Consider the following 14,037-nt stretch of genomic DNA (forward strand, 5'->3'; position numbering starts at 1 on the left):
TTGCTAAGCACATTCATTCTGCAGGATAGCGAAGGCAAACCTATGACTACTCAACAACATACCGTCGAAAAAATTGGCGGTACCTCGATGAGCAACTACGAGGCCGTCCGCGATAACATCATTATCGGTAATCGTGAAAAGGACGACCTGTACCAGCGTATCTTCGTGGTTTCGGCCTACGGTGGCGTTACCAACGAATTGCTGGAACACAAGAAAACCGGCGAGCCGGGCGTTTACGCCCTGTTTGCCGACGCCGAGTCGGACTGGGCCTGGGGGGATGACCTCACCAAGCTGGTCAAATTTCTGACCGACATCAATGGCGAGCTGTTCCAAGACCCGATGCTCAAGCAGCAGGCCGACCAGTTCATCACCGACCGCATTGAAGGGGTCCGGGGCTGTCTGATCGATCTCCAGCGCCTGTGCTCCTACGGTCAGTTCCAGCTCGAGGAGCACCTGCTGACGGTTCGTGAAATGCTGGCCGGGATTGGTGAAGCCCACAGTGCGTTCAACACCGCCCTGAAGCTTCAGCAGGAAGGCATCAATGCCCGTTTTGTCGATCTGACCGGCTGGCGGGATGCGGAACTGCTGCCGCTGGATGAAAAGCTCAAGCAGGCGTTCGATGCGGTCGACCTGACCCGGGAGCTGCCGATCGTTACCGGTTACGCGCAATGCAAGGAAGGTCTGATGCGCACCTTCGACCGGGGCTACAGCGAAATGACCTTCAGCCGGGTGGCGGTGATCACCGAAGCCCGTGAGGCCATCATCCACAAGGAATACCACCTGAGTTCCGCCGACCCCAACATCGTCGGTGCTGACAAGGTGGTTCCGCTGGGTCGCACCAACTACGACGTGGCGGACCAGCTTGCCAACCTCGGGATGGAAGCCATCCACCCCCGTGCGGGCAAGGGCATGCGCCAGAACGAAATCCCGTTGCGGGTAATGAACACCTTCGAGCCGGAGCACACCGGGACACTGATCACCGGTGATTACGTCAGCGAGACTCCGCAGGTCGAAATCATTGCCGGTGCGAAGGGCGTGTTTGCCATCGAAGTGTTTGATCAGGACATGCAGGGCGAGCCCGGTTCCGACCGCCGCATCCTGGATGTACTGGGTCGCTTCAAGGTGCGCTTCATGGCCAAGGACACCAATGCCAATACCATCACCCACTACGTGGACAGCACGCTCAAGCACGTGAAGCGGGTGGTGCGGGCACTCAAGGAAGAATTCCCCAACGCTGAGCTCAGTACACGGAAGGTATCGTTGGTTTCGGCGATTGGCAGCGACATGAAGGTGCCGGGCATTCTCGCCCGATCCGTGAATTCGCTGACGGATAACGAAATCAGTGTGCTGGCTATCCACCAGTGTATGCGTCAGGTGGACATCCAGTTTGTGGTAGACGAGGACCATTACGAGAAGGCCATCGCAGCCCTCCACGGTGCCCTGATTGAGCCACACAACCACGAGTACGCTATCGTGGCGGCCTCGATCGAGTAACGGATTACCCGCAGCGGAAACCGGTCGCTTCTTCTGCGGGTAATGGAGGTTGTCTTGCCTCCAGATCGGGGTGCCCGGCTGTACGACCTGCGTTCGCAGGTTTTCAGGTCGGGCACCGTCCGATCCCTTCTGCGGACCGCCTGCTAACCTGCGATTTCCCGCCCTTACCCGCTGCCCGGAAGCTCACCGACGGTAAATCCATCGGCGACTGACCAACGTATTCTCTTTAAATTTCCGACCGGTACCATAGCCATGCGTAAAACGGATAGGCTGGGACCGTCTCCGACCACGCCCAACGATGGCGAAAGGGATTCCCTGGTTGGGCTGTACTTCAGGGATGCGTCCCGGTATGAGCTCCTGACTGAGGCGGCAGAACGCCGTCTCTCCCGCAAGCTGACACGCTGTTACCGCATCATCAGCACCGAATTGGCGCTGCCGGCAGACACGCCACAGACGTTTCGGGAAGTGATCGGCAGCCTGGGGGATGCCTGTGCCTTTTCAGCGCGATGTCGCCGGGCCTTCCATCTGGCGACGGCCTGCCGTCGCAAGCTGATCCAGAGCAACCTGCGTCTGGCCGTCCACATTGCACGTCGCTATGGCCAGCATGGTATTCCCATGTCAGACCTGATCCAGGATGCGAACATCGGTCTGATCAAGGCGGCTGAGCGTTTTGATCCGGGCAAGGGCTTCCGGTTTTCGACCTACGCATACTGGTGGATCAGCGAAGAGGTGAAGCGCTGTCTGCAGCGCGGAACCCGCCTGGTGCATACCCCGGAGAACGTGGTTGACGAAATTCGTCAGTTGCACCGGGTGTCGCTGGGTATGCACCAGACGCTGGGCCGGACGCCTTCCCAGGCGGAACTGGCCAGGGAGATGGAGGCATCTCCATCGCGGATCGGCGAGCTGCGTGCGCTCGCGCTGCGAGAGGTATCCACCGACGTTCCGCTGGTCGACGACGGGTCTGTAACCCTGGGCGATAGCCTTGAGGCCGGGGAGCAGCTCGCGCCGGATCACCCGATGTCCCAACGGGACCGTAGCCGGACCCTGACTGCCATGTTGGGGGAGCTTACCGATCGCGAGCAGGCCATATTGTCACGGCGCTATGGCCTTGGACTGCCCGAGCCCGAGACGCTGCAGGCCATCTCCGACGACCTTGGTATCAGCCGGGAACGGGTCCGCCAGATCGAAAAAATGGCGGTGAAGAAGCTGCAGAGTCGATTCAATAATCCCGAGGACGTGTTCGGAGCCTGAGCCGGTCAGGCTCCTTGGAAGAAGACGTACCAGATGCCTATCGCTACCTGGCAGAGCACCACCACGAAGGTGAGAATCAGGCGCAGTCGCAGGTACCAGTCCGGCCAGTAGATCTTCATCCAGCGTGCATCAACCAGGTACAGGGCGATGTATGCGACGGTGTAGAGCAGAATCCGTCCGGGCGTCGACAGCAACAGCCCGACGCCCGCCACGATAAAGAACAGCTGGCTGAATACCATGGTAACGAGTGGAGATTGGGGGTAGCAGCAATCGTCCAGCTGCATGGAGATGGGCCAGTACACACCCGCCATGAACGCCAGGATCCCCGCACTGTACAAATAAAACCAGGAAACGGCGGCGACGCTGTACTGCGGCATCACGAACACAGTCACCACCGCGGCGAGGAATGGCAGCAGGCCGGCGACGCCAAACACCATGGCCAATCGGGCGACGGCAATCACGTTTTTTCCCTCTGGACCCGTATACGCATGGGCTCTATGTCGGCAGGCTCCATACCCACCATCTCGTGGTAGGCAGACGGGTGTACGACCTGGGTTTCGCGAACCTGAAACCCGGCGAGGGTGTCCTGGATCTGCCAGGCGCTTCGGAAGAGGCTGGTGACGCCGTCCTTGTCAGACAGCAACAGGAGGCGACCATCCAGCGTGAGCCGAGCCATGTAGTGCTGGCCTTCCAGGGAGATGATTTCCAGCAGTTCGATGACCGGACCTTTGCTGTTACGCAGTTCTTCCAGGGTGATTCTCACTGTGAAGCTCCGGAGTTGGTTTTATTGCCAGTGTTACGACTCCGGTACGCAATGAGATCAGTTGCCGAGCGCCAGGCACCTTTGATGCTGGGGGCAACGAACCAGGTGATCGTTCACCATGCCGGTTGCCTGCATGAAGGCATAGACGATGGTTGGTCCGACGAAGGTGAAGCCGGCTCGCTTTAGTGCCCGGGACATGGCTTCGGATTCGGGGGTTGTGACCGGGACTTCGTCGAAGTGCTCCCAGGCGTTCTGGATCGGGGCACCGTCGACGAACGACCACAGAAAGTCGCTGAAACTTTCGCCCTTTTCGCGAAACTCAAGAAATCCCCGTGCATTCTTGATGATCGACCGGACTTTCAGGCGGTTGCGGATTATGCCTGGGTTGGCCAGCAGCTCTGCGACTTTCGCGTCGTCGTATCGAGCGATCCGTTCCGGATCGAAGCCATCGTATGCCTCACGGTAGCTGCCTTGCTTGCGCAGGATGGTGATCCAGCTCAGACCGGCCTGCTGGCCATCCAGGCAAAGCTTTTCAAACAGGGCCAGCTCATCGTACTCGGGCCGTCCCCAAACGGTGTCGTGATAGTGCACGTAGAGGGGATCGGTGCCGCACCAGGGGCAGCGTCCGGTGTCTGTCATCGCTTACTTTCGCTCCTCTGAGTAACGGGTTGCAGGGGAAATGCGGCGACGCAACATCGGGGGCTCGGCGCCTCGCACCGCTCCTGTCCCGGCCAGACCGAAGTCATCCGGTGGAGAGCCAAGCCGCCAGAGTGCCGGGGGCGCCGGGTCGGTCTGGCGGAAGACCAGCGTCACCAGAAATCCGTCCACCTTCCAGCAATCGGCCTGCCAGTCGGGTTCGTTCTGGTCGCCCCGGAGTTCGAAGCCCGGCCCGACTTCCAGGGTTTGCAGGTTGCCGGCGATGCCCCGGCCCGTGGCTTTCAGCCAGGCTTCCTTGAGCGTCCAGACCCTGAGAAATGTTTCCGGACAATCCTCAGCAAGCAGCCATGCCTGCTCCCGTGGCGTGAACCAGCGCCTGGCGACCCGTTGCCAGTGGGGATGGCGGGTACAGGGCTCAAGGTCCAGACCAATTCTTTGCCCCGGGCTGGTTGCGCAGGCAGAAAGACCGTGGCTGTGGCTGAGTGACAAGTGCCAGCCAACCGGCGCCGCCGACTCCACCGGACGGCCATTAACCGGTCTGCAATCGGAGGCCTCCAGACCGCTGGCTCCGGCGATCGCCCGGCGGATCAGCCAACGACTCGACAGGTATTCGCGCTTGCGTGGGCCGCTGAACTTGGCCGCCGTCTCGCGCTCGTAGTCTGTGAGCCAGTCCGGTAATCCGGGGGATTCCCGGCGCCCCTCCCGGCACAGCCATATTGCCGGCCGCGGATCAGGGCTGCAGGCGCTGGATGAGCCAGCCATCGCCATCCCTCACGTATTCGAATCGGTCATGGAGCCGGCTTGGACGACCCTGCCAGAACTCGATCCGGTCGGGCACCACCCGGTAGCCGCCCCAGAAGCTGGGCAGCGGGATTTCGCCAACGCTGAACTTGCGCTTGAGTTCGGCCACCTTCTGCTCCAGCAATCCCCGGGAGTTAATGACCTTGCTCTGTTCCGATACCCAGGCACCAATCTGGCTGCCGCGGGGGCGCGAGGCGAAGTAGCGCAGGGACTCCGACTTGCTGACCTTTTCCACCGACCCCTGAATCCGGACCTGCCGATTCAGACCGATCCAGGGAAACAGCAGGGCGGCCTGGGGATTTTCCTCGATTTCACGAGCCTTGCGGCTGCCATAGTTGGTGTAGAACACAAAGCCGTTCTGATCGAAATATTTCAGCAGCACGGTTCGCAGGTCGGGCAGTCCATCCCGGCCGGCAGTTGCCAATGACATGGCATTGGGTTCGAGAATCCCGGCATTGCGGGCATCCTCGAACCAGTGCTGGAACTGGCGCACTGGATTGTCGTCGAGGGCCTCGCGATCAAGCCCTTCGCTTTCAAAGTCCCGGCGCATATCGCCGATGTCCATACCGCTCCCCTCGTCATTAACAAGTCAAGATCACTCCGACCGCTGAGCATAACCGGTTCGGTGTCGGCTGTCAGGCGTCGCATATGTCCGTTTCGGTTACACAAATAAACAAAAGAGTGAGCGCTGGTTCACATTTCGCCCCGTATTACTTCCCACATTGATTGGTGCCAGGGCGCAGCGATACCAATCGGGAACGCCGCGCTGAAAAAAGAGAGAAGAAACCATGTTGTTAGAATACGATTTTTCGCTGGTCATTGCGTCATATGTGGTCGCGGTACTCGCGGCCTACACCGCCCTGTACTTTGGAACCCGGTTAAACGCCGCCCGTGGCGGCGAGCGCCGGCGCTGGCTGACAACCGGAGCATTGCTGATGGGGTCCGGCGTCTGGACCATGCACTTCGTGGGCATGCGTGCGATGCCGATGGAGGCCCCCTTGTCCTTTGATTCAGTGATGACGGCGGTGTCGTGGCTCGCGGCTGTCGTGGCCTCCGGCGTGGCGCTGAACATCATCGGTCGTTCCCGGATCAGCGTTGCGCTCTTTGCCGCTGCCACACTGGCGATGTCCGGCGGTGTGGTGGTCATGCACTACCTCGGCATGTACGCCATGCGAATGTCGGCGGACCCGACCGTCAATACCGGTTTCCTGGTGCTCTCCGTGGTTATCGCCGTGGTGGCGTCCGGAGCGGCCCTGGCAATATGTCGCAAGCTGCAGGGGCTGCAAGGCGGACGTGCCATGACGATTCAGTTCGCGGCGGCCCTGGTGATGGCTGCTGCAATCTGCGGTATGCATTACACCGGCATGGTTGCGCTGCAGTTTCCGGCGGATGCCGTGCCTGCTGTAGACAATGGCCTGCGTGGCGAATGGATCGGTATTCCCCTGGCGGTGGCCTGTGTCCTGCTCCTGATGGTCGCGCTGGTGGTGACCGTTCTGGATGTGCGCGCCCGGCGGGAGCTTGAATTCAAGAAGGCGGAAGAAAGCCGGTGGGTTGAACGGATGGCGTTTGTGGATTCGGTAACGGGGCTGCCCAATCGTTCGGGACTGGAGCAGGAGCTACTGGATAACCTTGCCCGGCCCGACGCGCGTGAGCATCCGTTTGCGCTGCTCTATCTCGATGTTGCCAATTTCCGGGAACTTGCTGACCGGCTTGGGCATCGGGAGCTGGAGAGTGCGGTGCTTGAGATCAGTAACGCCGTGCGGGGGGTTCTGACCGAAACCGTATACCTCGCCCGGTATTCATCCAGCGCCTTTGTGGCCCTGGTGCCAGACCCGGAGAGTGCCGATCACGCGTTCATGTACAAGCACCTGCGACAGATTGACAGATCAATCACTGCCGCCGGTGTGGCCATAACCTGGCGCATTGGTCAGTCGGTTTTCCCGACCACCGGCAATTCAAGCCGAAAACTGGTGCGGGCAGCCATGCTGCCCCGTGACCCGGGCGAGATCGGACATTTCGCCAACATGAAGGCCGATCCGGACCTGGCCCTGCCCGGCCAGGTCCGTGGCAGCTGACAAAACCGGTCGGGGCCGACTATCCTTGTGAACAGGCGGGGGCGACGAAGCCCCCGGGATTGTGCCTCTTACAAGGAGAGATCTGTGGCCGAGAGCCGTCAACCGAACCGCCTCGCCAGGAACCTGCTCATCGGGCTCCTCGTACTTGTTGTTCTCTACGGGCTTGCTGGTTTCCTCCTCCTGCCCTGGTGGCTGGAAAGGACACTGCCCGAGCAGCTGAATCAGCGCATGGGGTGGCAGGCCGAAGTCACCGGGATCTCGGTCAATCCATTCGCACTCAGTGTTGAGACGCTTGGCCTTTCGGCGCGGGACAGTGATGACGAAAAAGTCGTTGCCTTCGACCGGTTGTCCCTGAACCTGAACTTTTTTCAGCTGGTTCGGGGGATCATCGGGTTCGAGGCTATTGAGTTGCAGGAACCGTTCATCCGGCTGGACCTGCTTGAGGATTACAGCGTCAATTTCGCCCGGGACTGGCAGGACAACAATCCGACGACCAAGGAGACGGCACCTGACGGTAACGAGTCAGGCCCACCCCGCTTTTATTTCACCGGGATTGCCATTGAAGGCGGTGAGTTGCTGTTCCGGGACTATAGCAAGGCCGAGCCGGCCGAGTTCCGGATAACCCCGCTGGATCTCAGCCTGAATGATCTCGCGACCTGGCCACGGGATGGGGAGGACAGCAATTACAGCCTTCAGGCTGCCATCGGGGACGAGACTATCGAGTGGCAGGGCGACCTCAGTGTCACTCCCCTGTACTCCCGGGGATCGCTCAGCATCAGCGGCATTGGTTTCCAGACCCTCAAGCATTTTCTCGCCCCCTACCTGCCCTACGATCTGCGTGGTGGCCGGGTCAGCCTGCGTTCGGATTATGAACTCCAGGCCGGCGACATGCTGTTCCTGGCAACCCGTAACGGCACCCTTTCGCTCGAGGATCTGGCGGTCGCCGTCAATGCCGACAGCGAAGAAGCCCGCCTGACTTCCGGGACCGTCAGCGTTGACCAGATCGGTTTCGATCTCAATGCCAGGGAGGCCAGCGTGGGTCAGGTCTCCCTCGATGCCCTGGAGCTTGCCCTTGCCCGTGATGAAACCGGGACAATCGATTGGCTGGCGCCGCTGGCCCCGGAGGAGGACGGGCAAACAACCGACGGGGAATCTGACTCGCGGGCCTCAGCGGGAGCCCGTCCTTTCCGGTGGTCCGTCGCCGGCATTAGCCTGTCGGAGGGGCGCGTACGGTGGCAGGATCGTCGGACGGAGACTCCGGCGGATCTGACTCTGGAACAAATTTCCCTGACCACCGGCGCCCTGAGCCACAGACTCGATGAGCCGGTGAACTATCAGCTCCAGGCCAACCTCGCCAGTGGCGGTACGCTGTCATTCGACGGCCAGTTGACGCCAAAGCCGTTTACCCTCGAAGCCGGTATATCCGGCTCCCAGGTGGCGCTGGCGGCGTTTGAACCCTACGTGCAGGAAGGGGCCAACCTGACCATTGCCGACGGTACCCTCGGGGTCGATGGCAACCTCGACCTGGATGGCCAGCAGGAGCCCCTGACCGGCACTTTTAGCGGCACGGCGGAAGTGGCCGGCCTCGCGCTGCAATTGAGGGACGGGAACGATCGGCTGTTGACCTGGCAATCTCTCCGCCTGGCGCCCATCGAATACAACGTGAATCCGGCCCGACTGGAAATCGGCACCGTGACACTGACCGGGCCCGAAGTCCGTGTGGTGCGCGCGAGCAATAATGTGCATAACCTGTCGCGTATTGTCCGCTCCGGCGCCGGTGGTCAATCGAATGAAGCTGCTGGTGACAAGCCCGGGTTCATCTTCCGGATTGGCCAACTGATGCTTGAGCAGGGGGCGATTGCCTACACCGACCGCAGCATCAGCCCGGCATTTACCACCTCCTTCGACGAACTCAGTGGGTCAGTGACCGGGCTCAGTAATATTCCTCCGCAGCAGGGCAAGGTGGACATCAGTGGGCGCGTGAGTGACGTCGCCACAGCGAAGTTTGGGGGCACCCTGGGGGCCCTCGGTACCGACGATGTAAGCCACCTGAAGCTGACCATGAAGGGTTTGTCGCTGCCGGCGCTGTCACCGTACTTCGGCCGCTACATCGGTTACGGCGTGGACAGCGGCAAGCTGGACCTGGACCTGGCCTATGAAATTTCAGGTAGCCGGATAGACGCCAGCAACCTGGTGGTCATGGACCGCTTCGAGCTGGGGCAGCCGGTCGCCAGTGAGAACGCCGTCGATGCGCCCGTGGCTTTGGGGCTGGCCCTGCTCAAGGATCAGGACGGCGTGATTGAGGTGGATCTGCCCATCAGCGGTGACCTCTCGGACCCGGATTTCAGCCTGGGCCAGGTGATCATGCGAGCCTTCGTGAACCTGCTGGTCAAGGCAGCGACGTCGCCGTTCAGCATGCTGGGGTCCATTGCCGAGATAGCGGGGTTCAGCAGCGACGAGTTGGGGCAGGTCAGTTTCCAGCCAGGCAGCGTGGCGCTGACCGAAGGCGAACCCGCCAAGCTCGCGGCCCTCGCGGACGGCCTGCTGGAGCGTCCGGAACTGTTGCTGAACGTCCGTGGCGGTGTCGCACCCGAGGCGGATGGCCTGGCGTTGCTGCGGGAGGAACTGACATCGGGTGGCCGGAAATCGTTGTCCGATGACGAGTGGGAAGCGGCGAAGCAGGCCTACCTCGCCGGTGAGCGTCAATTACCGCCCGAGGCCTTGAACGATCTGGCCTCCGCCCGCGGTGTTGCGGTCCGGAAGGTATTGCTGGATACCCACAAGGTGCCCGCGGACCAGCTGTTCATGCTGGACCCCTCTCGCGACGCGAACGTCAACGACGATGGCGCGGTGACCGTCCAGTTTACTCTGGATGTTCGCTAGGGCAGGTCGAAGCCGGTGAGGAAGCCCCGGGGCAGCTGCAGGCCCCATTTTTCGACCATCAGTCGATAGGCGCCGTTGGTTACCAGCGGCGCCATGAGATGAAGCATGTCATCGGCAGTCACGGGGCCATCTTTCCGGGCAATGATGCGGAGCTGGTAGCGCTGGTCGAGCTTGTCCGAAATAAGCAGGGTACGCCAGTCCTCGGGGTGTTCCGACAGGTGCATCTGAAGGTAGGAGCGGCTGATAATCGCCACCTCCGCAACCGATGGCCGATCGGCTTTGATGAGCTGGAGGTTGCGGCTGTGACTGTCGGAAAACTCAATATTGAATTTTTCCAGGAGGACCTGGCTGTCGGTCTCGAAATCGGCAAACCCGTAGTGGTAACCGGACATCGCCACGATATGATGGCGGCTGATGTCCTCGAAAAACGACAGGTCGCGATCGGGTTTTTTCAGGGCAACATAGAGCTCCTCGTCCGTGAGGATCGGACGGCTCATTGTGGCGTCCCGGTCTGACCAGCCCCAGTCGGCGCTCTCAAAGAAAATGACGTCGTAGAGGCCGGCCTCGAAGTCGAGATAGCGACGCTTGGGAGAGGTGTAGAAGACCCGGATCTCGACGTCCTCGTTGGCAGCCTCGATGCCCTGAATCAGGTCACCCAGCAAGCCTTGAGGTTCGTTGGTGTGGCTGATTTCGGCAACGGGCGGGAAATAGTAGGCACCGACGGTGATCTCGGTCTTCGGGGATGCGGCCGAGCCCCAGCACATCGCGAATACGCCGGTGACCAAAGCCAGTGTTCTGCTCATTCGATGGGTTGCGGGCACGCTGGGTCTTACACCTGTAAAGAATGAATACTCATTCAGACTAGCACTGGAATGGGTGGGACTGAACAACTGGATTATAAACTTATGCAAAACCGGAAGCCGCGTCATGGTTAATGCGTCGAGCCCTTTCTTCGCCTACGTTTCCCGACTTCGCTGGATCAAGCGTTGGGGGTTGATGCGCAACGCCATTGAAGAGAATGTGGCGACGCATTCCTGGGAGGTGGCAACCCTGGCCCACGCCCTGGCCCTGATCCGTAACCGGCACTTTGGCGGCCAGGCCAATGCTGACCGGATCGCAGCGGCGGCCCTTTACCACGACGCCACCGAGGTCATCACCGGGGACATGCCAACGCCGGTGAAGTACCACTCGAGGGTGATGCGCGAGGCCTTCGGTGACATTGAGCACAAGGCCGAGGCCGAATTGCTGGCGCTGCTGCCGGAGGATCTGCGGGCGGATTTTTCACCCTACGTGCGGGAATCGAGGCTGCCGGCGGAGGACAGGGAACTGATCAAGGCGGCGGATCGTCTGTCCGCCTGGCTCAAGTGCCAGGCGGAAATCCGCGCCGGTAACAAGGAATTTGAACCGGCCGCGAGACAGATCCGGGCCCGTCTGGAGGAAGACGGGCTGCGGGAAGTGGCCTATTTCATGAGCGTCTTTGCGCCCAGTTACGAACAGCCACTGGATAACCTGCTGGAGTGATGCTCCGGGAGGCGGTTGGTTGCCTTCAGGCGTCGGCGGCGGAGCCCACCAGACCGCCCTTCAGGCCGTCACGGCGTAACGCCTGGCGGACTGCGTCTTCGGGGCTGCCTGCCAGTTCCCGGAACATACCCATGGAGCCAAGCAGCGCTGACGATTCGTAGGGAACGAAGACCCGTTCACCGTCTTTCGCCATCGTCGGCAGGACCTTGATGTAGCTTTGGCCCAGCAGGTAGCCGATGACGGTCTGTTTGTTCTCTTCGGAGTCGCCCATGGCGCTGAGTACCAGGCGAATGGACTCCTGCTCGCCCTGGGCGCGCAGAATCGCCGATTCCTTGTCGCCCTGGGCGTTGAGGATGGCGGATTCCCGCTGCCCCTGGGCCATGGCGATGGCAGCGGATTTCTCGCCCTCGGCCTCGGTGACCGTGGCCCGGCGCTTCCGCTCGGCGGCCATCTGCAGGCGCATGGCCTCCTCAACCTCTTCGGGCATGCTGATGTCCTGGACCTCGACCCGGGTCAGCTTCACGCCCCACTTGGAGGCTGGCTCTTCCATCTCCGCCTGGATGGCGTTGTTCACCTCGCTGCGGGATTCAAACAGTTTGTCCAGCTCCATCTTGCCGACCACCGAGCGCAGTGTGGTCTTGGCCAGGACTTCCACCGCCTGGCTCATGTTGGCGACTTCGTACACCGCCCGGCGTGGATCAATAATCTGGTAATACAGGGCTCCGTTGATCTTCACGGTCACGTTGTCGGTGGTGACGACCGGCTGGCCGGGGAAGTCCATGACCGTTTCACGGCGATCAATGCGGGTCTCGTCGGTGGTGACCGGGTGGTATTCCTCGCCCACGCGCATGTAGCGGATCATGGTAATCGGGCGCGGCCGCTCGATGAACGGAATGATGATGTTGACGCCGCTTTCGAGGACCCGGTTGAAGGACCCGAGGCGCTCAATAACCATCACCTCGGATTGACGGACAATCACCAGGCCTTTGGCGATGATAAAAATGCCGATTACAACGAAAACCAGGCTGAGAACCAGCCCCGGTGTGATGAACGGTTCCATGTTTACTGCTCCGTGTGAGTGATCGTTTCGACGACGGCGGTGGTGCCGTCAAATTGCTTAAAGATAACCTCGGTGCCTTCGGGAAGCTCGGAGGTGCCGGTGCTCTCGACTCTCAGCCGATAAAAGTCACCGTTCACCTTGATGCCGCAGGCGCCGTCAAAATCCCGTTTCAGGATGCGATAGCGCTGGCCATGTTCAACACCGGTGCCGGTGGTGCCGTAGGCGACCCCCCGTGGGGAAAACCGGGGCCGGATCCAGCGTATTGCGATCGGAACCAGAAGGCCGGAAAAAACGCCCATGCCGACCAGTTGCCATTCGAAGGACGCACCAAAGAACGCCAGCAGTGAGGTCAGTGCCGCCGCTACACCCAGTGCCAGCAACAGCAGGACGCCGGAGGTGAGCTCGGCCAGGCTCAGAACCAGGGCGAGGATCAGCCAGAAATGCGTAAGGCTCCATTCCATATACGACTTCCATTGTTCCATAGTGGTGATCGGGGCGGCGGTTGCCCGCCAGCGGAGATCGATTGTACCCAAATCCGGCGGGCGCGTCTCAGGGTGGCCGTAATGCCTGAGTGAGATGTCGACTGCAGCCATATCCGGCACCGGGGCAGCTGTTAAAGTGATGGCTTTCCAGGACATTCAACAACAAGAGGTCGTGTGGCCATGAAGGATCTGAACAACAAGGTTGCAGTGGTTACTGGCGCAGGCTCCGGTATTGGGCGGGCACTGGCGTTGGCGCTGGCGAAGCGCGGGTGCCGTCTGGCCGTATCCGATGTCAACGAGTCCGGGCTGGCGGAGACGGTGGACGCGCTCAAGGGTACCGAGGTGAAGAGCTACCACCTTGATGTGTCGGACCGGGACGCCATTTATGCCCACGCCGCCGCGGTGGCAAAGGATTTCGGACAGGTCAATCTCGTGGTCAACAACGCCGGCGTGGCCCTCTCCGCCAGCGTTCGCGAGATGACCGATGAAGACTTCAAGTGGGTCATGGATATTGATTTCTGGGGGGTCGCCCATGGCACGCGGGCCTTCCTGCCGCATCTGATTGCCTCCGGCGAGGGCCATGTGGTGAACATTTCCAGTGTCTTCGGCCTGATCGGTGTACCCAAGCAGAGCGCCTACAACGCCGCCAAATTCGCGGTTCGCGGCTTCACCGAAGCGTTGCGCCAGGAGATGAAACTGGAGAATCAGCCGGTTGCCGTCAGCTGCGTACACCCGGGAGGTATCCGCACCAACATCGCGAACGCCGCCCGCATGGGCAAATCGGAGAACGCGGCCGCCCAGCGCAAGGGTTTCGACAAACTGGCGATGACCACGCCGGAAAAGGCGGCGGAAATCATCGTCAAAGGCATACTCCGGGACGAGTCGCGCATTCTGGTCGGCCCGGATGCCTGGGGCATCGAGGCCATCAATCGATTGCTGGGCGCCGCGTATCAGCCGCTGGTTGAGCGCTTCTCCCGCAAGAACCTGTATGTCTGAGGCATAACAGAATGGCGGCAGGTGGAAAGGGGTAACACCTGCTGTACATTTTAC

The 14,037-nt window shown here is 60.9% G+C and carries 14 protein-coding genes; 6 read left to right on the plus strand and 8 right to left on the minus strand.

Annotated features, from left to right (window positions below; all coding sequences use genetic code 11):
• Positions 1–42: 42 nt before the first annotated feature.
• Positions 43–1,494, plus strand: coding sequence for an aspartate kinase (locus QQF73_RS12640; RefSeq protein WP_219867607.1), 1,452 nt, complete (start codon positions 43–45; stop codon positions 1,492–1,494).
• Between the two features lie 252 nt (positions 1,495–1,746).
• Positions 1,747–2,745, plus strand: a complete 999-nt coding sequence (locus QQF73_RS12645) for a sigma-70 family RNA polymerase sigma factor (RefSeq protein ID WP_219867608.1) — start codon at positions 1,747–1,749, stop codon at positions 2,743–2,745.
• Between the two features lie 5 nt (positions 2,746–2,750).
• On the opposite strand, the gene QQF73_RS12650 is transcribed toward QQF73_RS12645, so the two are convergent.
• The 5 genes from QQF73_RS12650 to pdxH are packed head-to-tail and all read right to left on the minus strand — an operon-like array spanning position 2,751 to position 5,531.
• Positions 2,751–3,206, minus strand: coding sequence for a DUF3429 domain-containing protein (locus tag QQF73_RS12650; RefSeq protein ID WP_219867609.1), 456 nt, complete (start codon positions 3,204–3,206; stop codon positions 2,751–2,753).
• Entirely contained in the window at positions 3,203–3,508 is a 306-nt protein-coding gene (locus QQF73_RS12655; protein ID WP_219867610.1) for a DUF6482 family protein, read from the minus strand. Before QQF73_RS12655 ends, QQF73_RS12650 begins: the two co-directional genes overlap by 4 nt.
• 57 nt (positions 3,509–3,565) lie before the next feature.
• Positions 3,566–4,147 (minus strand): DNA-3-methyladenine glycosylase I, encoded by a 582-nt coding sequence (locus tag QQF73_RS12660; protein ID WP_219867611.1) that lies wholly within the window; start codon positions 4,145–4,147, stop codon positions 3,566–3,568.
• Between the two features lie 3 nt (positions 4,148–4,150).
• Positions 4,151–4,927 carry a 4'-phosphopantetheinyl transferase family protein gene (locus tag QQF73_RS12665; RefSeq protein WP_219867612.1) on the minus strand — a complete coding sequence of 259 codons (777 nt, stop codon included), beginning with the start codon at positions 4,925–4,927 and terminating at the stop codon, positions 4,151–4,153.
• Positions 4,896–5,531, minus strand: a complete 636-nt coding sequence (gene pdxH, locus QQF73_RS12670) for a pyridoxamine 5'-phosphate oxidase (RefSeq protein WP_219867613.1) — start codon at positions 5,529–5,531, stop codon at positions 4,896–4,898. Before pdxH ends, QQF73_RS12665 begins: the two co-directional genes overlap by 32 nt.
• Before the next feature lie 223 nt (positions 5,532–5,754).
• Here pdxH and QQF73_RS12675 point away from each other — a divergent pair, with 223 nt between their 5' ends.
• Together QQF73_RS12675 and QQF73_RS12680 are read left to right on the plus strand one after the other, a co-directional pair.
• Positions 5,755–7,041 carry an MHYT domain-containing protein gene (locus QQF73_RS12675; RefSeq protein ID WP_219867614.1) on the plus strand — a complete coding sequence of 429 codons (1,287 nt, stop codon included), beginning with the start codon at positions 5,755–5,757 and terminating at the stop codon, positions 7,039–7,041.
• Between the two features lie 84 nt (positions 7,042–7,125).
• Entirely contained in the window at positions 7,126–9,924 is a 2,799-nt protein-coding gene (locus QQF73_RS12680) for a DUF748 domain-containing protein (protein ID WP_285368443.1), read from the plus strand.
• On the opposite strand, the gene QQF73_RS12685 is transcribed toward QQF73_RS12680, so the two are convergent.
• Entirely contained in the window at positions 9,921–10,727 is an 807-nt protein-coding gene (locus tag QQF73_RS12685; RefSeq protein ID WP_285368444.1) for a substrate-binding periplasmic protein, read from the minus strand. The genes QQF73_RS12680 and QQF73_RS12685 overlap by 4 nt on opposite strands.
• A gap of 124 nt (positions 10,728–10,851) precedes the next feature.
• On the opposite strand from QQF73_RS12685, the gene yfbR reads away from it, so the two are divergent.
• The gene (yfbR, locus tag QQF73_RS12690) at positions 10,852–11,445 is read left to right on the plus strand and encodes a 5'-deoxynucleotidase (protein ID WP_219867616.1); all 594 of its coding nucleotides are present in this window, start codon (positions 10,852–10,854) and stop codon (positions 11,443–11,445) included.
• A 25-nt stretch (positions 11,446–11,470) separates the two neighbouring features.
• On the opposite strand, the gene QQF73_RS12695 is transcribed toward yfbR, so the two are convergent.
• Positions 11,471–12,505 carry an SPFH domain-containing protein gene (locus QQF73_RS12695; RefSeq protein ID WP_219867617.1) on the minus strand — a complete coding sequence of 345 codons (1,035 nt, stop codon included), beginning with the start codon at positions 12,503–12,505 and terminating at the stop codon, positions 11,471–11,473.
• A gap of 2 nt (positions 12,506–12,507) precedes the next feature.
• On the minus strand, positions 12,508–13,098 hold the full coding sequence (locus QQF73_RS12700) for an NfeD family protein (RefSeq protein ID WP_228743369.1): 591 nt from the start codon (positions 13,096–13,098) through the stop codon (positions 12,508–12,510).
• Between the two features lie 69 nt (positions 13,099–13,167).
• On the opposite strand from QQF73_RS12700, the gene QQF73_RS12705 reads away from it, so the two are divergent.
• Positions 13,168–13,983 (plus strand): SDR family NAD(P)-dependent oxidoreductase, encoded by an 816-nt coding sequence (locus tag QQF73_RS12705; protein WP_219867618.1) that lies wholly within the window; start codon positions 13,168–13,170, stop codon positions 13,981–13,983.
• The last annotated feature ends 54 nt before the right edge of the window (positions 13,984–14,037 follow it).

It is taken from the genome of Marinobacter albus (assembly GCF_030238305.1).
Lineage (GTDB): Bacteria > Pseudomonadota > Gammaproteobacteria > Pseudomonadales > Oleiphilaceae > Marinobacter > Marinobacter albus.